Here is a 20978-nt window from a genome sequence, read left to right on the forward strand (position 1 = left end):
GCGGCGGGGGCCTCCTCGCGTTCTCCTGCATCATGTGGGGATGCGTGCTGCCCGCCTCATCAAGATGGTGCTGCTCCTCCAGTCCCGCCCGAGCATGACCGCCGCCGAGCTGGCCCGGGAGCTGGAGGTGTCGGAGCGGACCGTGACGCGGGACGCGCAGGCGCTGTCGGAGGCGGGCGTGCCGGTGTACGCGGAGCGGGGCCGGGCCGGCGGCTACCGGCTGGTCGGCGGGTACCGCACCCGGCTGACCGGGCTGGCGCGGGGCGAGGCGGAGGCGCTGTTCCTGTCCGGGGTGCCCGGGGCGCTGCGCGAGATGGGGTTGGAGGACGCGGCCTCGGCGGCCCGGCTGAAGGTGTCGGCGGCGCTGCTCCCCTCCCTGCGGGACGCCTCCCGTACGGCGGCCCAGCGGTTCCACCTGGACGCGCCGAACTGGTTCCGCGAGCCCCGGACGCCCGAGCTGCTGCCGGCGGTGGCGGACGCGGTCTGGGACGACCGGCGGATCGCCGCACGCTACCGGCGCGGGCGAAGCGAGGTGGTCCGGGAGCTGGAGCCGTACGGGCTGGTCCTGAAGGCAGGGGTCTGGTACCTGTGCGCGCGGGTCGCGCAGTGCGACGACGGGCCGTACCGGGTGTACCGCATCGACCGGTTCACGGCCGTGGAAGCGGGTGCGGAACGCTTCACCCGGGACAGCGGTTTCGACCTGCCGGCGTTCTGGGCGGAGCGGGCCGAGGAGTTCGCGCGGTCGATCCTGCGGGCCGAGGCCGTGGTGCGGCTGTCGGAGCGGGGGGTGCGCGCGCTGGCGCACGCCGTCGACGGGCCGTCCGCCCGGGAGGCGCTGGAGGCCGCCGGGACGCCGGACGCGGACGGCTGGGTGACGGTGACGCTGCCGGTGGAGTCGGAGGAGGTCGCGCACGCGCAGCTCAGGGGGCTCGGGCCGGAAGTGGAGGTGCTGGCGCCGGCGGCGCTGCGGGAACGTTTCGCGCGGGACGCACGACGGTTGGCGGGGTTGTACGCCGGTGAGTCCCCGGCCGGTACATAACGATCCGCCGCACTCCACGTGCGCCGCCCCCGCCCAGGGCCGATGCTGGACCCGTGATGGACGAGACGGAGTTCTGGGAGTTGATCGACGCCGCCAGGCAGGGCGCCGACGGCGATCCCGAGGACCAGGCCGACCTGCTCGTGGAGCGGTTGCTCGGCATGGACCCGGACCTGGTGCTCGACTTCGCCCGCCACTTCGAGGCCCGCTACAACCGCGCCTGCACCTGGGACCTGTGGGGCGCCGCCTGGGTGCTGCTCGGCGGGGCCAGTGACGACGCGTTCGACTACTTCCGGTGCTGGCTGATCGGCCAGGGCCGCGAGGTGTACGAGGGCGCGGTGCACGAGCCGGACTCGCTCGCGGAGCTGCTGGACGACTTCGACGAGGAGCTGGACGGCGACGGCGAGGAGCTGGGGTACGCCGCCGACGAGGCGTACGAGCAGCTCACCGGTGCCGTCGCGCCGGATCTGGGGATCGCGCCCGCGCCCGCGGAACCGCTGGGCGCGGCGATCGACCTGGAGGACGACCGGGCCCTGGCCGATCGCCTGCCCCGGCTGTGGACGAGGTTCGGGCCGGACTGAGACACCCCGGCCGGTCAGGCGCGGCCCTGGAGGCGGGCCGCCGTGTCCCTGATGTCCGCGAGGCGGGCGGTGAGGGCGGCGCCCGGGCAGCTGGTCGCGTAGCCGTCGTCGTGGCCGGCGACGGCGGGCAGCGTGGCGGTGGCGCCCGCGGCGAAGCGGCTGAGGCCGTTGCTGGAGACCAGGACGGCCTTCCCGTGCGGGTCGGTGCCGCTCTCGCCGAGCTTCCAGGCGGCCACGGCGGCGATCGCGTCGGTCAGCTCGTCGGGTACGGGCACGCCCGCGGTGTAGGTGCCGAGGGCGGCGATCCCGGTGGTGCGGTGGTTGAAGCCCTGGGTGTGGGCGCCGGTGACGGGACGGTCGATGCCGCCGGCGCGGCCCTCGTAGACGGTGCCGCAGCGGTCGACGACGAAGTTGTAGCCGATGTCGTCCCAGTCCCGGGCACCGGTCTGGCCCTGGTACACGCCGCGCAGGATGGCCGGCACGTCGTCGCAGTCGTAGCCGTTCGGCGTGTCCGTGTGGTGCACGAAGACGGCGACGACCCTGTCGTCGTAGCGCGGGGCGGGCTGTGCGCGGGCGGCGCCGCCCAGCCAGACGGACCGGGGCACGATGTCGGGCCGGGGCGCGGCGTACCGGTCGGTGGAGGCGGCCGGGGCGGCGGCCTGGGCGTCGGCTGCTTCCTGTACGCCGTTCGCGCACAGGAAGAGCGCGGCGACGGCGGCCAGCCCGGGCAGGGCGCCGAGCAGTGCCCGGGCCGCGAGCGGCAGGCGGGAGGCGCCGGGTGTGCGGGCGGCACCGCGCTCCCGGGCGGCACGGCGCTCCCGGGCGCCGCGCTTTGGGGCGCCGTGCTCCCGGGCCCTGCGCGGTCCTTGGAAGACTGGCATGGTCCTACTGTCCGGTGGATCCGCTCTGTCCGCGATGTGTGCTGTGCCACCCGGTGGAACCATCGTCCGGGTCCGGGGCGTTTCCCGATGTGACGGCCCACACAGGCCCGCATCGGTGGCCGTTTTTCGGACAGCTGTGCTTCTCAGGCTGATCATCGGCCCGGTACGGCACGTACTGAGGGTCCCGGGGTCCGGTAGAAAGGCGGTTCGCGTGGACCTGCTCGACATCGTGCTGGCGCTGGTGGTGCTGGCCTACGCGGCGTCCGGCTACCGGCGGGGGCTGGTGGCCGGCTGTATCTCGCTGGCCGGCTTCGTGGGCGGCGCGGCGCTCGGCGTGTGGGTCCTGCCGTGGGTGACGGACCTGGTGGCGCGGGGCTCGACCGCGGCGACGGTGGTAGCGGTGGTCACGGTGCTGTTCCCGGCGATGGTGGGGCACGAGCTGGCGGGGCGTCTCGCGCTGCGGCTGCGCAGGGAGCTGGACGCCGGTCCGCTGCGGGTGGCCGACGGGGTCGGCGGGGCGGTGGCGAACTCGGCGGCGGCGCTGATCGTGGCGTGGGTGGCGGCGAGCGTCCTGGCGGCCTCCTCGTCCTCGCTGCTCACCTCGGCGATCCGGGACTCGACGCTGCTGGGCGCGGTGCAGCGGGTGATGCCGGACACCACCCCGCGGTGGTTCTCGGGGGCGACGTCCGCGCTGGCCGACGCGGGTTTCCCGCAGGTCTTCAACCCCTTCGAGAACGAGTCGGCCGCCGAGGTCGCCGAGCCCTCCGGCGACAGCGTCACGCCCGCGGCCGCCCGGGCGGCGAAGCTCAGCACGGTGAAGGTGGAGGGCGTGGCCGGGGCCCAGGGCCGGGAGGGCAGCGGCTTCGTGTACGCGCGGGAGCACGTGCTGACCAACGCCCACGTGGTGGCGGGCATCGACGCCCCGACCGTGCGGGTCGGCGGGGTGGGCCCGGCGTACGAGGCGCGGGTGGTGCTGTTCGACCCGGACAAGGACGTGGCCGTGCTGTACGTTCCCGACCTGCGCGCCCCGGTGCTGCGGTTCGACGAGGACGCCTCGCGCGGCGACGCGGCGGTGGTCGCGGGCTATCCGCAGGACGGCGCCCTGGACCTGCGGGCGGCGACGGTGGCGAACCGGATCCGCGCCACCGGCCAGAACATCTACAACGACGAGAGCGTGACCCGGGAGATCTACTCGGTCCGCTCCACGGTCCGCCCCGGCAACTCGGGCGGACCGCTGCTGACCACGGACGGCCGGGTGTACGGCGTGGTGTTCGCGCGTTCCACCTCCGACGCCGAGACCGGCTACGCGCTGACGGCGGCGGAGGTGGCCCCCGAGGCGCGGCAGGCGGCCGGTGCGACGCGGGCGGTGGACACGGGCGAGCCGGTCACGTCGTGAGCGGGGCCCCGGCGGGGCCGTCCGCCGCGGTCAGCGTCCTGCCCATCAGCACGTCGTCGACGTAGCCGCCGTCGAGGTGGAACTCCTCGGGCTGGACGCCCTCGACGACGAAGCCCTCGGACTCGTAGAGCCCTCGTGCGGCGGTGTTGTGGCCGAGGACGCGCAGCGTGATGCGGCGGGCGCCCAGGCGCCGGGCCTCCTCGACGGCGGCGCGGACGAGGGCGCGTCCGGCGCCGTGTCCGCGGGCGGCGTCGGCGACGGCGAGCCCGCGGATCTGGCGGACGTGGGCGTTGGAGGCCAGTTCGGTGGGGAAGCCGAGGCGGACGTAGCCGACGACGGCGCCGTCGAGTTCGGCGACGAGGTGGTCGTCGGGGCCCGAGTGCGGGCGGAAGAAGGGATCGTCGGGCCCCGGCGGGGGCGAGACGGCGTGCAGCGGGGACCAGGTGGCGCGGTCGATCCGGCGCAGCGGTTCCTCGTCCTCGGACCTGGCGTGACGTATGTGCGGGGCTGGCATGACGATCACTGTACGACGCGGTGGCGGCGGCACGTTCCGCGGTTTCGCGCGGGCCACCCGGCAGGATGGGCGCATGGACGACGGACGCTTGAGCAGGGAACGTTCCCGTATCGCGGTGGCCGGTGCCTCCGGGCTCATCGGCAGCGCGCTGGCGCGGTCGCTGGCCGCGGACGGGCACGAGGTGGTGCGCCTGGTGCGGCACGCGCCCGGGGGCGCGGACGAGGTCCGGTGGGATCCGGAGAACGGACGGGTGGACGCGGCGGGCCTGGCCGGCTGCGACGCCGTGGTCAACCTGGCCGGGGCGGGGGTGGGCGACCGCCGCTGGAGCGACGCGTACAAGACCCGCATCCGCAGCAGCCGTGTGCACGGGACGACGGCGCTGGCGGAGGCCGTCGCCGCGATGGAGCGGCCGCCGCGGGTCTTCGTGAACGGCAGCGCGATGGGCTTCTACGGGGAGACCGGCGACCGGGCCGTGGACGAGAGCGCGCCCGCGGGCGAGGGCTTCCTGCCGTCCCTGTGCGTGGAGTGGGAGGCCGCGGCGGCGCCCGCCCGGGAGGCGGGGGTGCGGACGGTGTTCACGCGGACCGGGCTGGTCGTCGCCCGGCGGGGCGGGGCCTGGGGCCGGCTCTTCCCGCTCTTCAGGGCGGGGCTCGGCGGGCGGCTGGGCGACGGTTCGCAGTACTGGTCCTTCGTGGCGCTGCACGACGAGGTGGCGGCGATCCGGCACCTCCTGGAGCGGGACGACCTGTCCGGCCCGTTCAACCTGACCGCCCCGCAGCCGGTGACGAACCGTGAGATCACGGTGGCCATGGGCCGCGTGCTGCACCGCCCGACCCCCTTCCCGGTCCCGGCGCCGGTCCTGCGCACGGTGCTGGGCGAGATGGCGGGCGACGTGCTCGGCAGCGCGCGGGTCCTGCCGGCCCGCCTGCTGGAGTCGGGCTTCCGCTTCGCGTTCCCGGAGATCGACGGGGCGATCCGCGCGGCACTGTAGGCGGGTCGCCCGCCTCGGGCCTGGTGGGCGCTCTCCCCCGACCGACTCCGACCACTTGACGGTCGTATCGCGGACACATGACACCCGTATGCGACCGCCGTGCGACCGTGTGCTGCCCCTGTGCGACTCCCACTGACCGTTCGGGGCCCTAATCTCGTCTCGAACTCGGGTATCCCTCAAGGCTGTTGGGGGCATGACGTCTCCAGCGGCCGCGCAACCTCGAGGAGGGGCACGTGCTTGAGCCCGCGTACCAGGCGGACGTCGTCGTCGTGGGGGCCGGGATCGCCGGACTCGCCGCGGCGCAACGGCTGACCAGCGCAGGTGTGACGACCACGGTCCTGGAGGCCGCCCCCGCGGTGGGCGGCCGGATGGCGACCGAGAAGGTCGACGGTTTCCGGCTCGACAGAATCGGACAGCTGCTGTCCACGGCGTATCCCGAACTGCGCCGCACCCCGGGGCTCGACGGCCTCGCGCTGCTGCCCTTCGCCCCCGGCGTCCTGCTGCACAGCGAGGGCCGTCACCACCGCGCGGGCGCCCCCGCGGGCGTCCGGGGCGCACGGGGCGCACTCCATGCGGTGCGCGCCCTCGCGAGCGCCCCCGCTCGATACCCGCGCCCCGGCGCACGTTCACCGCGCCCGGCGTCTCCGAGCGGGGCGCCGCCACGCCCCGCACCCGGGCCGGCGCCCCGCTCGGCACCGCCGTGGACCAGGCCCGGCTCGGTGCCGCCCTGACCCGGCTGGCGGGCACGCCGGTCGAACGGCTCCGGGTGCGCCCGGAGTTGCCGGCCGCCCAGGCGCTCGCGGCCCGCGGGCTGCCGGCCCGCACCATCGACGGCTTCCTGCGTCCGCTGCTCGCCGCCCTGCTGTGCGACCCGGACCTGACGACGTCGAGCCGGTGCGCGGACCTCGCGCTGCGCGCCTTCGCCGGCGGACGGCTGGCCCTGCCGCAGGGCGGCGCGGAGTCCCTGCCGGAGCAGCTGGCGCGAACGCTCCCCCCGGGTACCGTGCACACCGGCGTCCGTGTCACCGCGGTCGCGACCAACGCCGTGACCACGGCGGAGCACGGCGTCATCCGGTGCCGGGCCGTCCTGGTGGCGACCGACGCCCGCGCGGCGGCCGAGCTGCTGCCGGGGCTGCGCGTGCCGGACTTCCATCCGGTCACGGTGGTGCACCACACGACCGACGAGCCGCCGACGACCGGCGCGTCCCTGCTGCTCGACGCGGACCGCGGCGGTCCGGTCGCCCACACGTCGGTGGTCTCCCGCGTGGACCCGTCCAGGGCACCGGCCGGCCGCGTCCTCGTCTCGTCGACGGTCCTCGGCCCTCCCCCGCCCGACGTCGACACGGCCGTACGCGTCCACCTCGCCCGCCTCTACGGCACCCCCACGGCCCACTGGGACACCCTCGCCGTGCACCACACGCCCGAGGCGGTGCCCGCGATGCGCCCACCGCACGACCTGCGCAGGCCGGTACGGCTGCTGGCCGGCCTGTACGTCTGCGGCGACCACCGCGACACCAGCACCGCCCAGGGCGCCCTCCACTCGGGCCACCGCGCCTCGGCGGCGATCCTGACGGACCTGGGAGCGGGGCGGCCGATGCACACGGCGGAGACGGTGGGGGCGGCGCGGGCGGCCTGATCCTGAGCGGTTCACGCGAATACAGGGCCGGTCCCCGGTCGGGCCGGTGTCGAGGACGGCGGGGCGCCGACCGGTGCACCGCGGCTGCGCCCCGACCGGTCTACTCCTCCGCGTTTCCGCTGCGTTCTCCCCGAAACCAGATCACCCGTGTCCCGGGGAAGTTCTCCTCGAGCACCAGCGCCATCCAAACAAAGCTGGGCTCCTCTCCCTTCCGGTCGAGCAGCCACTGAGTGAATCCGTCGAGCAAGGCACCCGAGCACTCCAGGTCGTACCCTGTCAGCAATGTCACGGTTGGATAGTAGGAACCATTCAGTCCATACATTCCGGGTCGCGTACGAACCTTTTCGACCCGGCCGGCCTCCTCGACCGTACTGACCGTACTGACCGTTGTGCACGAACTCGCTCACGGTGGCCGCGTCACCGTCAGCGCGGCCTCCGACGCGGCCTTGACCCCCGGCCCGCCGCCCTTCCAGTAGTCGCCAAAGGCAGCAGTGGCACCATCAGCAGGCGCCAGAGGCGTGACTGTCTCCTACGAGCCGCTAAACCGTTTCGCCTTGTGAGCACAGACCTTCCCCATCGGTCACTCCGGGCACCTGAATTTAGCAGCAGGAGACCCGAATTCTCCATCAGATATTCACAGTCTCCGGCGCGAGCACGGGTTGCTGACACGACGTCACATTTGGTACGCACGGGCCATGTCGGCCAGTTTCATTGCAAATGAGGCGTACCTCACATTTCACGACTCACCCGAATCGCACTTCCGAGACGAACAACGGGTGCGTCTTGAAAGGCCGTTTGATACTCTCCGATTCGTTTGCCAGGGGGGCATTGACGGCTACACCTTCAGGATGCCTCCCCTGTCCGAAGCAATCATTCGTGCGACATTGGAGAGACAACGTTGATTTCGCGAACTCGAAGAATTCTGGCGTGCTCACTCGTGGCCGCCGCAGCGGTCACCGGACTTTCGTCCATGGCTTCCGCCGAAAGCGGTTCCGAGCCGCTCGCGGCCGACGCGGAAATGCCGTCCGCGGTCGAGGACTTCAACTATCCGGGTGCGGACAGGATCCTGGCGGACGAGGGAATCCGACTGAAGCGCGGAGACGGCCACATTCAGTTGGCCGAGTGCGGTCAGACCGCCGACCAGATCACGGTCTACACCGTCGCGGACACATCCGCCGGCCGGAAGGGAACGTACTGCTTCCAGGCCACGGCGAAGTCCGGCTACCTCACGCTGGAGCTGCCTCGCGTCTTCGCTCTCGAGACCAGCACGAACCCCATCAGTGCGGACCTGACCGCCGAGGGACAGACCCAGACCGTCAACATGACCGAAGACGACTTCAAGAGTGTGGGTGAGGGAACCGTCGGCGGCGCCCAGTCGGTTCTGGTCGAGATCCGCGTCACCGGCTGATGCCCCTGACCTCTTCGTACAGGAGTGAGCACCACGTCATGTCCCCACCCCGCGTACGCGCCGCCTTGGCCGCGGGCCTGATGGCCACCGCCGTCGCCGCCGGTTGTCTCACCGCAGGCACCGCCCAGGCCACCACCGGCCCGGCCGTCACCGACGGCACCTACGACTTCACCGCCCGCCTGACGACAGGTGACGACCAGCGGGCCTGTTCCGGCGTGCTCGTCGACGCCCGATGGGTGGCCACCGCCGCCAGCTGCTTCGCCGACGACCTCGGTGCCGGGCCGGTCGCCGCGGGCAAGCCCAAGTGGAAGACCACGGCCGTCCTCGGCGCCTCCCCGGACGCCGGCAACACCTTCGACGTCGTCGAGATAGCCCCTCGCACCGACCGCGACGTGGTTCTGGCCCGCCTCGACCGCCCGGCCGACGCGGTCACCGTCCCGTTCGCCACCACCGCGCCCACCGCGGGCGAGGAGCTGACGGCCGTCGGGTTCGGCCGGACCAAGGACGCGTGGGTGCCCGACACCCGGCACACGGCCGCCTTCACCGTCCAGTCCGTCTCCGGCACCACGCTCGCCCTCGACGGCAAGACCGACGACGACGCCATCTGCGCCGGCGACGCCGGCGGCCCCCTGCTGCGACAGAAGGACGGCAAGTTCGAACTCGTCGCCCTCGCCAGCCAGTCCTGGCAGGGCGGCTGCTGGGGCTCCGACCCGGCCGAGACCCGCAACGACGCCGTGTCACCGCGCCTCGACGACGCCGCGCTCCGGACCTGGGTGCGGGAGACGCGGGAGCAGCTGCGCGAGGTCGTGTACGCGGCCGACGTGAGCGGGGACGGGCGGAGTGACCTCGTCGTTCTGAGCAAGGACGGGGAGATCACCGTGCGTACGGCGAGGGCGACGGTCGCGACGAGGCCGGGAGACCCTCTGTATCACTTCAACCCGCCCGTGCACCGGAGCGCGGGCTGGAGCAACTTCCTCGGTCAGGAGGGCAAGGGCCGCCTCTACTTCGCCGACGTCAACGGCGACAACAAAGCCGACCTCATCGTCCACGAAACCAACGGCGACATCGCCGTCCGCACCAACAAGGGCACCTACTTCGACAGCGGCACCCACTGGAGCGCCGGCTGGAGCAACTTCCTCGGCCACGAGGGCAAGGGCCGCCTCTACTTCGCCGACATCAACGGCGACAACAAAGCCGACCTCATCGTCCACGAAACCAACGGCGACATCGCCGTCCGCACCAACAAGGGCACCTACTTCGACAGCGGCACCCACTGGAGCGCCGGCTGGAGCAACTTCCTCGGCCACGAGGGCAAGGGCCGCCTCTACTTCGCCGACATCAACGGCGACAACAAAGCCGACCTCATCGTCCACGAAACCAACGGCGACATCGCCGTCCGCACCAACAAGGGCACCTACTTCGACAGCGGCACCCACTGGAGCGCCGGCTGGAGCAACTTCCTCGGCCATCCGAAGGGCGGCCTCCACTTCGCCGACGTGAATGCCGACGGCAAGGCGGACCTGTTGGTGCGGACCGCGGACGGCAGGATCGAGGTCCGCAGGAACACCGGCACGTACTTCCAGCTCCTGGACGGGGACGACTGGGTCTAGGGGGTCCCTCCCGCTTGACCCGGCGTCCCGTGCGACCGGTCGCTCCCGTGCCCGGAGGTGACCGGTCCGCCCGGACCAAGCCGGTTCCGACCGGGGCGGCCCCCGGGGACGGAGCAGGGCCACCGGCCGAAGCCGGTGGCCCTGCTCGCCGTTCAACGCGTCGGAGAGGCCCCGCGGATCAGCGCCAGGCGTCGGGAACGCGCGCCAGTTGGACCAGCACGTCCCACTCCACCGGCCGGGCGTCCGGGTCCGCCCACGGCGCCCCGAGGGCCACCCAGTACCCGCGACGGGCCCTGATGCCCCGCAGCGCGTCCCAGTCCCCCGGTGTGCCGAGATCGTCGATCCCGGACTCGGCCCCACACGACGGACAGGCCGTCTCCGTGGGGGCCCCGTCACGCCAGAAGACTTCCCCCGAGAACCCGCAGATCCGGCACACGGTCTCGGTGCCGAGCGAGCCGCAGGAGACCCGATCCGCCATCCGGCGGGCGCGATCGACCGGAGGGGGAGCGGGGGTACGCCACTGCGGTGGGATGTTCTCGAGTTGCCGGAGAACGTCCCAGTGCCTCGGCTTACGGCGGGGCCGCTCCCATCGGGCGCCGGACCCGAGCCACCAGCCCCGGAACGCGTGCAGCCCTTCCACTCCGCTCCACGCGCCGGGGGTCGCGCCCATGTCGCCGATGCCCGACTCGTTGCCGCAGCAGTCACAGACCGTGTTGGTCGGCCAGCCGGCCTCCCAGAACCTGTCCTCGTCGTATCCGCACATGCGGCAGAAGTCCTCAGCCGCGGGGACCGCTTCCTCCTCCGGCATCTACCGCTCCGTTCCTTGCGCCTTCAGGTAGTCCTCCAGCGTCGGATAAGCATTCGGATCGTATCCGTAGGGGTTGGTGGCGCTCTTGGGCGCGGGGCGGTTCATGCTCATGGGCAGGTCGTCCTTGGTGAAGGCGGTGAGCGTGTTGCTGTTCTTCTCGTAGACGATGTAGTTGCCGTTGCCGCGATCCCAGACGCGGTACCCCTGAGGCGGCTGCGGCAGCTTGGCCGCGTTGCGGTACCCGTGCGCCATCTCCACGTACTCCCTCGCGCTCCCCAGCTCCGGGAACTCCCCCCTGTGCTTCTTCCAGTGGATGAACGCGTTCTGTGCGTTGGTGTAGCCCTTCGAAGGCTTGCCGGTGGCCCAGATGTGCGGAACCTTGCCGTTGGCCCGCATGGACTTGGCGAAGGCCTCGACGGCCGAGAAGCCCTTCTTGCCCCACTTCGTACCCGTGGCGCCCCAGCCGACGATCGGGATGGCGGCGGCGCAGGAGAGGCTGGAGTTGAGGGCGTCGCCCTCCGCTCCGTACCAGCCGCAGTTGAGCAGGTCGAAGCCCTCGCCGAAGCCGGGGACCATGCCTGCCGCGTCCAGGAGGGTGTGGCCGATGGTGGCCATGTCCCACCAGTCGGCTTCCTCCTCGGCCGCCATGTCGGCGAAGGCGTCCTCCAGGCTCTCGAGCCCCTTGATGTCCTCGCGGTCCTGCTCCTCCAGCTTCTTGCGCTCCTGCTCGGCCTCCTCCCACGCCTTGGTGGCCCAGGCGAACAGCGCCTCGCTCATGGCCTCGGCGGCGGCGTCGGCGTCCTTGCCGGCGGCCTCCGCGGACGCGCGGGCCTCTCCCGCCGCCACCCAGGCGACGGCGGCCGAACCGGCGGCGGCGTCGGCCGAGACCTGCGCGCGGGCGGCGGAGTTGTCCGCGTCACGAGCGGCCCGGTGGGCGTCGGCCTCCGCGGCACGCGCGACCCTCGCCGACTCGGCGGCGTCGGCGGCCGACCGCGCCGCGGCGTCGGCGGACGCGTCCGCGTCCTTGGCGTAGTCGGCGGCGTCCTGGGCCGAGTCCTGGGCCTGCTGCGCGTACTTCTTGGCGTCCTCGGCGGCGTTGTTGGCCGTCGCTGCGGCCCGGTGCGCTTCGGCGGCGTGCTTCTGGGCCGTCGCGGCGACCGCCGACGCGTCGGCGATCAGACCCTGCACCCGGGCCACATGGGTCGCCGTCAGCAGGTCCTTGCGCTTGGTCTCGTACTGCCCGGTCTCGATGAAGGCGTGCAGGACCTGCGGCGGACCCGCCAGCGCGATGCGGGCCCCGGCGGCGACCTCCGCCGTGCCCGACCCGGCGAGCTGGACGGCGACGACCCGCTCGTCCTGGGTGCGCTGCGCGTAGTACTCGCTGGTGATGAACTCACGCAGCGCGGCCGGGGAGCCGTCCGCGAGGGCGGCCTTGCCCGCCTTCACCACTCCGGCCCCGGCACCGTTCATCAGCTGGGTGACGGTGACCCGGTAGTCGTTGGCCGCGGCCTTGTGCTGGCCGGTGGCCAGGAAGGCGGCTACCGTCGCCGCGTCCCCGGCGAGTGCCGTCTCCGCCGCCGCGCGAACGGCCTCGGACTCGGAGTGGGTGGCGAGCCGGTTGACGCGTGCCCGGTCGTCCAGCTCCTGAGCCTGGTCCCGACCGTCACGCACGTACGCGACGACGTCCTCGGCCGAACCGGCCAGGGCGACCTCGGCGGCGGCGACGCTCCACGGACCGCGCGTCTTCACCGTGTTCAGCGCGACCTTGCGCGCCTGAGGGGCGACCGCGGCGACGTCGACGTCCGGTTGACCGACCTCGGCGGCAAGACGGTCCGCCTCCTCCTCCAGCGCCTTGGACGCCTGGGCCTGCTCGGCCAGCTTCGTGGCGCGCTCGTCGTCGAGTTCCTTCAGCGAGCGTGCCTGCTCGATCGCTCCTGCCGTCCGGGCGGCCAGTTCCTCCTTCTCGATCTCGCGCGCGAGGGTGAAGGTGGTCTGCGCCTTGGTGACCGCCGCGGTCGCCTCGTTGGCGGCGTCCTGGGCGGCGTTGGCGTGCTTCGTGGACTCGGCCGCCGCGGTCGCGGCGTCACCCGCGTGGTCGGCCGCGTCCTCAGCCGCCTTGGCGGCGTTCTCGGCGTGCTTCGCGGCCGAGTTGGCCGCGTCCCGGGCCTCGTAGGCGGCCTTGGCCGCCTTGCCCGCCAATGCCTCCGCCCGGTTCGCGGCGGCCGTGGCCTGGGCGGCGTGCCGGTGGGCCTCGGCCGCGGCTGCCCTGGCGCGTGCCGCCTGGGCGCTGGACACGCCGGCCTGGCCGCTCGCCGCCGACGCAGCACTGGCCGCGGCGTCCGCGTTGAGACCCGCGGAAGCCGCCGCCTTGGCGGCGTTGGCCGCCTCGGAGGCGGCCGTGCCGGCGTGGTCGGCGGCGGTCGCGGCCGTCTTCGCGCCCTTGGCTGCGTCCCGCGCGTCCTCGGCCGCCGCACGGGCGGCGGCCGCCTTCCCGGCGTCGGTCGCCGCGTCGGCCGCGGCCTTGCGGGCGTTGGACGCGGCCTGGGCCGCCGCGGCGGCGGCGGACGCGGCCTGGGCCGCGGCGTTGGCGGCCACACGCGCCGACGTGGTGGCGGCGTTCGCCGCGTCGATGGCCTGCTGAGCGGCCCGTGCCGCGCCGCGCGCCGCGTCGGCGGCCCTGCCCGCCGCGCTCGACGCCTTCTGCGCGTCGTTCTTGGCCGCCTCGGTCTCCTTGGCCGCCTTCTGCGCCGACTCCTTGGCGAGCCGGGTGGCCTCGACCGCGCGGGCCGACGCCTCCTTCGACTTCTCCGTCTCCGCCTTGGCCTGCCGTCCGGCCTCGGTGGCCCACTCGGCGAGCTGGGCGACGGTCGCCTGCTCCTGGTCGCGGGCCCGCGCGATGTACTGGCCGACCTCCAGGAACTCCCGGATGTCGTTGATGTCGCCGTTCATCGCCAGCCGGGCGGCCTCACGGGTCGCCTCGCCGCCGGTGCTCATGATCTGGACGACCTGCACCCGGGCATCGTTGTCGGCGGCGGTGTACTGGCCGTCGTTGAGGAACTTCCGTACGTCCTCGATGGTGCCGTTGAGCGCCTTCTGACCGGCGGCCTTGACTCCCGGTCCGGACGCCGCCGAAATGATCTGCACGACCTGGACCCGCTGGTCCTGCTGGAGCGGAGCCTCCCAGCCGTCCTTGAGGAAGGCGTCCAGGTCCTCCGGGGTCCCGGCGAGTGCCTGCTGGGCGGCCGCACGTACCTCCCGCCCGCCCAGGGAGAGGATCTGTACGGCCTCCACCCGGTCGTCGCTGAGCTGTGCGACGGCGTTCTCACTGTCGAGGAACTTCCGCACGTCGTCGTCGGATCCGAGCAGCGCGACCTCGGCCGCGGCCTTCGCCGCCGGCCCTCCCGACTGCCACAGCTCCAGCACCCGACCCCGGTCGGTGGCCGGAATGTAGTCGGTCACCTCCTCGTCGTCCCCCAACTCGTCGAGGGCGGAGGCCGGCGCGGTGCTCAACGCGCCCAGCAGCAGGGCGGCGAGGAGGGTGAGGCACAGGGAGCGCAGCGCGGCGAGCCGCCATCGCGACCCGCGGATCGCGCCACCCGTGCGTACATGTCCATGGGTTCTGCGTCTTGTACTGACTATTCGACTCAAGAGTCCATTCATTCCTGACTGACCGACAGAACACGTGTCGGCTACCGAACTTCGGCGGAGCGAGCCTACTTGTGCGTTACAGGTGACAACCTTGTGGGCGACTTGTGATCACGTGATGGCTCAGCACCTCGGGGACGGCGCTCGGGGTGCGTCCATGGCCCTCCCGGACTCCGCGCCACCGACAAGGACCCCGCCATGCTCTCCCCCGACCGCATCCGTGACCTCCTGCGCGAGCTGGACGACCCCGCGCACCTGGAACTCCCCGAGCACTACGACATCCCGGCCGCCCGTCAGCGCTTCGCGCGGCTCGCCGAGGCGCTGGGGCGGCGTTTCGGGCCGTCGGTGACGGTGGGCGGGGCGCAGGACGCCAGCTTCTACGGCTACGTCTCGGTTCCCGCCCCGGCCTCGGGGACGGACCGGACCCTGTGGGTGCTGATCAGCAACTTCGGCCCCTTCGTCACCACCCGCACGGGCCGGGACTGGGGGGTGGCCGACTGCGAGGAGGGCCTCGACGACGCGTTCGTCGCCTGGCTCGACGAGCTGTGTACGGAGTTGTCCTGCGTGTACGTGCCCGTCACGTTGCTGCTGGAGCCGTACGACGGGCCGAGCCAGCTGGAGGACGAGGAGATTCCCGAGGAGATCCTTGCCGCGCTCGCGGCCGAGTCCGGCGACCAGGACGACGACGCGGACGAGGACGAGGAGTTGCCCCTGGCCTGGTGGGACCGGTACTTCCAGTTCATGTGAGTTTGACCTGACTGATCGCCAGTTCAGATGCGGACAAACGGAGTTCGGCGTCGCGGCCGCGTATGTGGTGACCCTGTGGACGACTTGTGACCGCGTGATAACTTGCGCTCTCGGTGCGCCAGGAGGGGCGTCACGAGGGGGCGAGGGGGTCTTGGCCGCCGGGAGGGTTTCCGGTGGCCCCGCGTGCTGACCGCGCGGACCACGTCTGCCCGAACGGTGCCGCTGCCCTTGGCGCGTCGCGCAACAGGCAACGCCCCGCCTCGGAAGGACAACGTGAAGACACGCCGATTCCCCCGTTTCAGCAAGCCGCTCCTCGCCGGACTGCTCGCCGCCGGTGCCGTCACCGGCGCCTCCTCGCTCGCCTACGCGGTCAGCGCCTCCGACACCTCCACCGCCGCCACTCCCGCCCTGGCCGCGGCGGCGGCCGACGGCCCGGCCTACGCGGTCGAGGACTTCCAGCACCCCAACGCCGACCGCATCCTCGAGGAGAAGGGCATCACCCTCCACAAGGGGGACGGGCACATCTTCTTCGCCGAGTGCGACGGATCGCCGGAGCAGATCCAGGTCTGGACCCGCAAGAGCGCCGAAGGCACCTACTGCTTCCAGACCACCTCCACCACGGGCTTCCTCAGCCTCGAGGTGCCCGAGGTCTACGCCCTGCAGACCACGGACACGGCCGTGCACGCCGAACTGAGCGCGGACGGCAAGACCCAGGAGATCGAGCTGACCAAGAACGACTTCCAGGGCGTCGGCGAGGGCACCGGCGGTGCCTCCACCGTCCTGCTGGAACTCCGCGTCACCGGCTGACCCGACTCCCGACCGCCGTATCCCGCCGTCCCTCGAGAGGATCGAGTACCGACCCGTGTCACGACTTAGTTCCCGCGCCGCGATCACCGCGGGCCTGATGGCCACCGCCGTCGCCGCCAGCTGTCTCACCGCTGGCACCGCCCAGGCCGCCACCGGCCCGGCCAGTACGGCCAACGCCTACAACTTCACCGCCCGCCTGGACATGGGCGACGACCAGAGATCCTGCACCGGCGTGCTCGTCGCCTCCCAGTGGGTGGCCACCGCCGCCAGCTGCTTCGCCGACGACCTCGGCGCCGGTCCCGTCACCGCGGGCAAGCCCAAGTGGAGAACCACGGCCTGGTTCCCCATAGACCCGAATCCCGACGGCCCCGGCGGCGCCAGCAAGCCCGTCGAGATCGTCGAGCTGGTCCCCCGCACCGACCGCGACATGGTCCTGGCCCGCCTCGCGGCGCCCGCGGGCGGCCCCACCGTCCCGTTCGCCACCACCGCGCCCACCGCGGGCGAGGAACTGACGGCCGTCGGGTTCGGCCGGACCAAGGACGCGTGGGTGCCCGACACCCGGCACACGGCCGCCTTCACCGTCCAGTCCGTCTCCGGCACCACGCTCGCCCTCGACGGCAAGACCGACGACGACGCCATCTGCGCCGGCGACGCCGGCGGCCCCCTGCTGCGGCAGAAGGACGGCAAGTTCGAACTCGTCGCCCTCGCCAGCCAGTCCTGGCAGGGCGGCTGCTGGGGCTCCGACCCGGCCGAGACCCGCAACGACGCCGTGTCACCGCGCCTCGACAACATCGTCGGGGGCGACACCCTCGCGCCCGGCACCGTTCTCCACGCCGAGGACAGCCTCACCTCCAACGCCGCCCGCCTCACCCTGAAGGCCGACGGCAACCTGGTCGTCGTCTCCAACGCCGGCAAGACCCTGTGGTCCACCGGCACCGCGGGCCACCCCGGCGCCACCGCCCGGTTCGACACCAACGGCAACCTCGCCGTCCTCGACGCCGACGGCAGCACCGTCCTGTGGGAGTCGAAGACGACCGCGCCCGGCGGCACGGCCGTCCTCCAGGACCGCGGCAACTTCGTCATCCGCGACGCCCAGGGCGCGTCCCGGTGGGCCGCGGGCACCGAGATCCGCCACGACTACAACGGCGACGGCCGCAGCGACCTGGCCGAGTGGTACGACTACGGCGACGGCCACGACGAGATCCACACCTTCTCCGCGAAGGCCGACGGCGGCTTCAACGCCCCCGCGCACGCGTGGAGCGTCCTGCCCGGGAACTACTGGGCCGAGAACATGAAGCGCTTCACCGGCGACTTCAACGGGGACGGCCGCGGGGACGTCGCCGCCTTCTACGGCTACTCCAACGGCGACGTCGGCCTGATCACCTGGCTCAGCCTGGGCGGCGGCCTCTTCTCCGAGCCGCAGCACTCCTGGAAGACCACCTCGGGCTGGTCGTTCGACCGCATGACGGTCAACTCCGGCGACTTCGACGGCGACGGGCGCGACGACGTCGCCGTCTGGTACGACTACGCCGACGGCGGCGACAAGCTCCACACCTTCCTCGCCAAGGCCGACGGCGGCTTCGCCAGCCCCTTCGCGTCCTTCACGCGCACCGAGGGCTGGACCGCCTCGCACATGAAGTTCAGCACCGGCGACTTCAACGGCGACGGCCGTGACGACCTCGCCGCCCTCTACGGCTACGCCACCGGCGAAGTGCGGATCATCACGTTCCCCGCCACTGCCGACGGCGGCTTCGTCAACACGCCCGTCAACGGCTGGAGCACCACCGGCTGGAACTTCGACGCCGCCAGCCTCCACTCCGGCGACTTCGACGGCGACGGCCGCGACGACCTCGCCGCCTGGTACGACTACGGCGACGGCCACGACGCCGTGATCGGCTTCACCGCCGACGCCACGGGCAAGTTCGGCAACCGCACCGAGCTGTGGACCGTCGCGCCCGACAACTACTACCGCGAGCGGATGCAGATCGTCACCGGCGACTACAACGGCGACGGCCGCGACGACCTGGCCACCCTCTACGGCTACTCGGACGGCCGGGTCAAGACCATCACCTGGACCGCCAAGGCCGACGGCACCCTCAACTCCCCGCTGCACAGCTGGGAGATCGCCAGCGGCTGGACGTTCGACCGCATGCACATGATCGAGCGCTACAACAGCCCCGCCTGAGCCGACCACGGCCGACGGCCAACGGCCAACGGGCCCCGCCACTCCGTTCGGAGCGGCGGGGCCCGTCCGTCTCCGCGGTCAGCCCAGCGCCGCCACCTTGTCCCGGTACCCCCGCACCGGGGCCGCGTCCCGGTAGGGCTCCAGGCGCCGCTCGAAGTCGCGGACGTACTCCGTGGCCCGCACCGAGCGCATCTCCGCCGCCTGCCCGGCCGCCTCGGCGGCCAGCTGGCAGGCCTGGTCCAGTTCGCCGAGGCCCAGGCGCGCGGTGGCGAGGACGACCCGGCAGAACAGCCGGCTGCGGGCGTAGACGGGGGCGCGCAGTTGCAGTGAGCGTTCCGCGTGCTGGGCGGCGGCGCGGAACTGCTGCAGGTCGCGGTGGCAGTGCCCGAACTCGTCGGCGAGCTGCGCCTCGTCGAAGAAGCGCGCCCAGTGCGGCACCTCGTCGCCGGGCCGGGCGGCCTCCAGGGCCCGCTCGGCGCGCACCAGGGCCGCGGTGCAGGCCCGTACCTCGCCGAGCAGGCCGTGCGCCCGCGCCTCGGCGGCGTGCAGCAGCGTCTGGACGACCGGCGGCGCGGAGGTCCCGACCCCCTGCTGCGCCACCCGCGCCAGCTGCACGGCCTCGCGCCCGTGGCCCAGGTAGACGGCCTGCCGGCTCATGGTGACCAGCACGTAGGAGCCGTACGCCCGGTCGCCCGCCGCCTGCGACAGCCGCAGCGCCTGCACGAAGTAGCGCTGGGCGAGGCCGTGCGCGGCGATGTCGTACGACGTCCAGCCGGCGAGCCGGGTCAGGTCGGCCGCGGCGGCGAAGAGGCGCCGGCCGGTCTGCTCGCCGTAGGTGCCGCGCAGCATCGGTTCCAGCTCGTGCTCCAGGTAGCGCACGAGGGCCTGGCGGGCGTGGCCGCCGCCGTACCGGTCGTCGAGGCTGCGGAACAGCTCGCCCACCGAGCGCAGAGCGGCGAGGTCGCCGCCGCTGACCTTCTGGCCGGGGCCGCGCTCGGCCGGGGGCCGGCGCCGGGACGGTTCGACCGGGACGGCGAGCCTCGGAGTGGCGGGGCGGCCCTGCGCGGGGATGCGGACGGGGACGGGTACCTCGGTGCGGGCCACCTTCTCGTCGGCGCGGCCGATCAGCCAGTCGCGGCTGGGGACGACGAGTCCGGCCGGGGTGAAGGCGATCTTCCGCAGTTCGGCGTGGCTGCCGGAGTCCTTGCGCCACAGCCCGCCGATGATGTCGACCGCCTCCTCCGGGCTTCCGGCGAACTCCAGGCCCGCGTAGACCGGTGCGCAGGCGTCCAGGCCGAGGTCCTGGGCGCTGAGGCGGCGGCCGAGGCGCCGGGTGAAGACCTCGGCGATCAGCGCCGGGGTGGTGCCGCGGGGCTGCTGGCCGCGCAGCCACCGGGTGACGGACGTCTTGTCGTATCTGAGGTCCAGGCCGTGTTCGAGTCCGAGCTGGTCGACGCGACGCGCGAGACCCGCGTTCGAGAACCCCGCTTCGGCGATGAGCGCGGCGAGCTGGCGGTTTGGGGTGCGCTGCGCGGGTCGTTCCGTCATGGTGCGGTGCGGTCTCCTGCCTTCCGGGCGTTCGATGTGCCCGGAGCGCCTGTGAGCAGCCCTTATGGCCTCGTGAACGGCGCGAATGTAGCGGAGAGTAAGCGACCGGTCGCACCATTCGCCCGGCATTCATCCGATCGTGTGAGGATTGCCCGCCCGGCTGACGGCGGGTGGGCGGTCGTACAGTGGCGTGGGCACGCTTCGTGCCTGACGACCTTGCAGGGAGGCACGTGCCGTGAGTGAGCTGCGCTTCGTCCGGATGGGGTTCGGTGCCGAACGCGTCGAGTACCGGGAGGCGTGGGACGAGCAGCGCCGGGTGCACGCCGCGCGGTTCGCCGACGAGGTCCCCGACACCGTGCTGCTCCTCGAACACCCGCCGGTCTACACCGCCGGACGGCGCACCGAGGAGAGCGAGCGCCCCCTGGACGGCACGCCGGTGATCGACGTGGACCGCGGCGGCAAGATCACCTGGCACGGTCCGGGCCAGCTGGTGGGCTACCCGATCCAGAAGCTGCCGCGCCCGGTCGACGTGGTGGCCCACGTGCGGCGGCTGGAGGAGGCCCTGATCCGCACGTGCGCGGAGTTCGGCCTGGAGACCAGCCGCGTCGAGGGCCGCAGCGGCGTCTGGGTCCTCGGCGACCCGGTGGAGCGGCGCCCCGCTCTCGGCGGCCTCTCCCTGGACTTCGACCCCCGCCTGGCCGACGACGAGTTCGACCCGCGGCTCAACGGCCCCGAGTACGCCCCGTCCAACGCGGGCCAGCGCCGCGAGGACCGCAAGATCGCCGCGATCGGCATCCGGGTCGCCAAGGGCGTCACGATGCACGGCTTCGCGCTCAACGTGAACCCCGACAACAAGTGGTTCGACAAGATCATCCCCTGCGGCATCCGCGACGCGGGCGTCGCCTCCCTGGCGAACGAACTCGGCCGCGACGTGACCATCGAGGAGGTCCTCCCGGTGGCCGAACGCCACCTGCGCGACGTCCTGGAGAACGCGGACCTCAAGCCCCGGGTCGTCGAGAAGGCACCGGCGGCATAGATCCCGGCCCGGGGGCATAAATCCAGCCCGTCCGGCGTTTGAGGGCGAGGCCCGCTCAGGGCCGATGCGGGGGCCTGGGGGCGGCAGCCCCCAGAGGCCAGCACCCTCGCCGGGCATTCAAATCAACGGGCGTACGCTTAAAGGCGCCG

At 72.9% G+C, this 20978-nt stretch carries 16 protein-coding genes and 1 pseudogene; 11 read left to right on the forward strand and 6 right to left on the reverse strand.

Features of this window, described 5'->3' with window-relative positions:
* Positions 1 to 40: 40 nt before the first annotated feature.
* A complete protein-coding gene (locus BJ961_RS27665; RefSeq protein ID WP_271415508.1) occupies positions 41 to 1039 on the forward strand; it encodes a helix-turn-helix transcriptional regulator in 999 nt (332 codons plus the stop codon).
* A gap of 56 nt (positions 1040 to 1095) precedes the next feature.
* A complete protein-coding gene (locus BJ961_RS27670) occupies positions 1096 to 1617 on the forward strand; it encodes a DUF4240 domain-containing protein (protein ID WP_271417186.1) in 522 nt (173 codons plus the stop codon).
* 14 nt (positions 1618 to 1631) lie between these two features.
* Here BJ961_RS27670 and BJ961_RS27675 read toward each other — a convergent pair whose 3' ends face one another.
* Positions 1632 to 2498, reverse strand: coding sequence for a peptidoglycan recognition protein family protein (locus tag BJ961_RS27675; protein ID WP_271415509.1), 867 nt, complete (start codon positions 2496 to 2498; stop codon positions 1632 to 1634).
* Between the two features lie 211 nt (positions 2499 to 2709).
* Between BJ961_RS27675 and BJ961_RS27680 the strand changes: the two genes are divergently transcribed.
* Positions 2710 to 3894: a MarP family serine protease gene (locus tag BJ961_RS27680; RefSeq protein ID WP_271415510.1), complete on the forward strand. Its 1185-nt coding sequence runs from the start codon at positions 2710 to 2712 to the stop codon at positions 3892 to 3894.
* Here the strand turns inward: BJ961_RS27680 and BJ961_RS27685 are convergent.
* Complete coding sequence (locus BJ961_RS27685) at positions 3884 to 4408, reverse strand: GNAT family N-acetyltransferase (protein WP_271415511.1); 525 nt, start codon at positions 4406 to 4408, stop codon at positions 3884 to 3886. The genes BJ961_RS27680 and BJ961_RS27685 overlap by 11 nt on opposite strands.
* A 73-nt stretch (positions 4409 to 4481) precedes the next feature.
* Here BJ961_RS27685 and BJ961_RS27690 point away from each other — a divergent pair, with 73 nt between their 5' ends.
* Positions 4482 to 5399, forward strand: coding sequence for a TIGR01777 family oxidoreductase (locus BJ961_RS27690; protein ID WP_271415512.1), 918 nt, complete (start codon positions 4482 to 4484; stop codon positions 5397 to 5399).
* Between the two features lie 233 nt (positions 5400 to 5632).
* Positions 5633 to 7035 (forward strand): annotated as a pseudogene (locus BJ961_RS27695) (NAD(P)/FAD-dependent oxidoreductase).
* 100 nt (positions 7036 to 7135) lie between these two features.
* On the opposite strand, the gene BJ961_RS27700 reads toward BJ961_RS27695, so the two are convergent.
* A complete protein-coding gene (locus BJ961_RS27700) occupies positions 7136 to 7324 on the reverse strand; it encodes a hypothetical protein (RefSeq protein WP_271415513.1) in 189 nt (62 codons plus the stop codon).
* 648 nt (positions 7325 to 7972) lie between these two features.
* Here BJ961_RS27700 and BJ961_RS27705 point away from each other — a divergent pair.
* Both BJ961_RS27705 and BJ961_RS27710 read left to right on the forward strand, forming a co-directional pair.
* On the forward strand, positions 7973 to 8443 hold the full coding sequence (locus BJ961_RS27705; RefSeq protein WP_271415514.1) for a hypothetical protein: 471 nt from the start codon (positions 7973 to 7975) through the stop codon (positions 8441 to 8443).
* Between the two features lie 38 nt (positions 8444 to 8481).
* Positions 8482 to 10053 carry an FG-GAP-like repeat-containing protein gene (locus BJ961_RS27710; RefSeq protein WP_271415515.1) on the forward strand — a complete coding sequence of 524 codons (1572 nt, stop codon included), beginning with the start codon at positions 8482 to 8484 and terminating at the stop codon, positions 10051 to 10053.
* A gap of 178 nt (positions 10054 to 10231) precedes the next feature.
* Here BJ961_RS27710 and BJ961_RS36050 read toward each other — a convergent pair whose 3' ends face one another.
* A complete protein-coding gene (locus BJ961_RS36050; protein WP_328657077.1) occupies positions 10232 to 10861 on the reverse strand; it encodes a hypothetical protein in 630 nt (209 codons plus the stop codon).
* Positions 10862 to 14509 carry a hypothetical protein gene (locus BJ961_RS27725; protein WP_271415516.1) on the reverse strand — a complete coding sequence of 1216 codons (3648 nt, stop codon included), beginning with the start codon at positions 14507 to 14509 and terminating at the stop codon, positions 10862 to 10864.
* Between the two features lie 195 nt (positions 14510 to 14704).
* Here BJ961_RS27725 and BJ961_RS27730 point away from each other — a divergent pair, with 195 nt between their 5' ends.
* From BJ961_RS27730 to BJ961_RS27740, 3 genes are all read left to right on the forward strand, one after another.
* Positions 14705 to 15253, forward strand: a complete 549-nt coding sequence (locus tag BJ961_RS27730) for a hypothetical protein (RefSeq protein ID WP_271415517.1) — start codon at positions 14705 to 14707, stop codon at positions 15251 to 15253.
* Between the two features lie 273 nt (positions 15254 to 15526).
* Positions 15527 to 16060: a hypothetical protein gene (locus BJ961_RS27735; protein WP_271415518.1), complete on the forward strand. Its 534-nt coding sequence runs from the start codon at positions 15527 to 15529 to the stop codon at positions 16058 to 16060.
* 55 nt (positions 16061 to 16115) lie between these two features.
* The gene (locus BJ961_RS27740; RefSeq protein WP_271415519.1) at positions 16116 to 18245 is read left to right on the forward strand and encodes an FG-GAP-like repeat-containing protein; all 2130 of its coding nucleotides are present in this window, start codon (positions 16116 to 16118) and stop codon (positions 18243 to 18245) included.
* A 78-nt stretch (positions 18246 to 18323) separates the two neighbouring features.
* Here the strand turns inward: BJ961_RS27740 and BJ961_RS27745 are convergent, their stop codons facing one another.
* A complete protein-coding gene (locus BJ961_RS27745) occupies positions 18324 to 19793 on the reverse strand; it encodes a regulator (protein WP_271415520.1) in 1470 nt (489 codons plus the stop codon).
* A 235-nt stretch (positions 19794 to 20028) separates the two neighbouring features.
* Here BJ961_RS27745 and lipB point away from each other — a divergent pair, with 235 nt between their 5' ends.
* Positions 20029 to 20829: a lipoyl(octanoyl) transferase LipB gene (gene lipB / locus BJ961_RS27750; RefSeq protein ID WP_271415521.1), complete on the forward strand. Its 801-nt coding sequence runs from the start codon at positions 20029 to 20031 to the stop codon at positions 20827 to 20829.
* Positions 20830 to 20978 lie beyond the last annotated feature (149 nt).

The sequence above is a fragment of the Streptomyces lienomycini genome (genome assembly GCF_027947595.1).
Taxonomy (GTDB): Bacteria; Actinomycetota; Actinomycetes; order Streptomycetales; family Streptomycetaceae; genus Streptomyces; species Streptomyces lienomycini.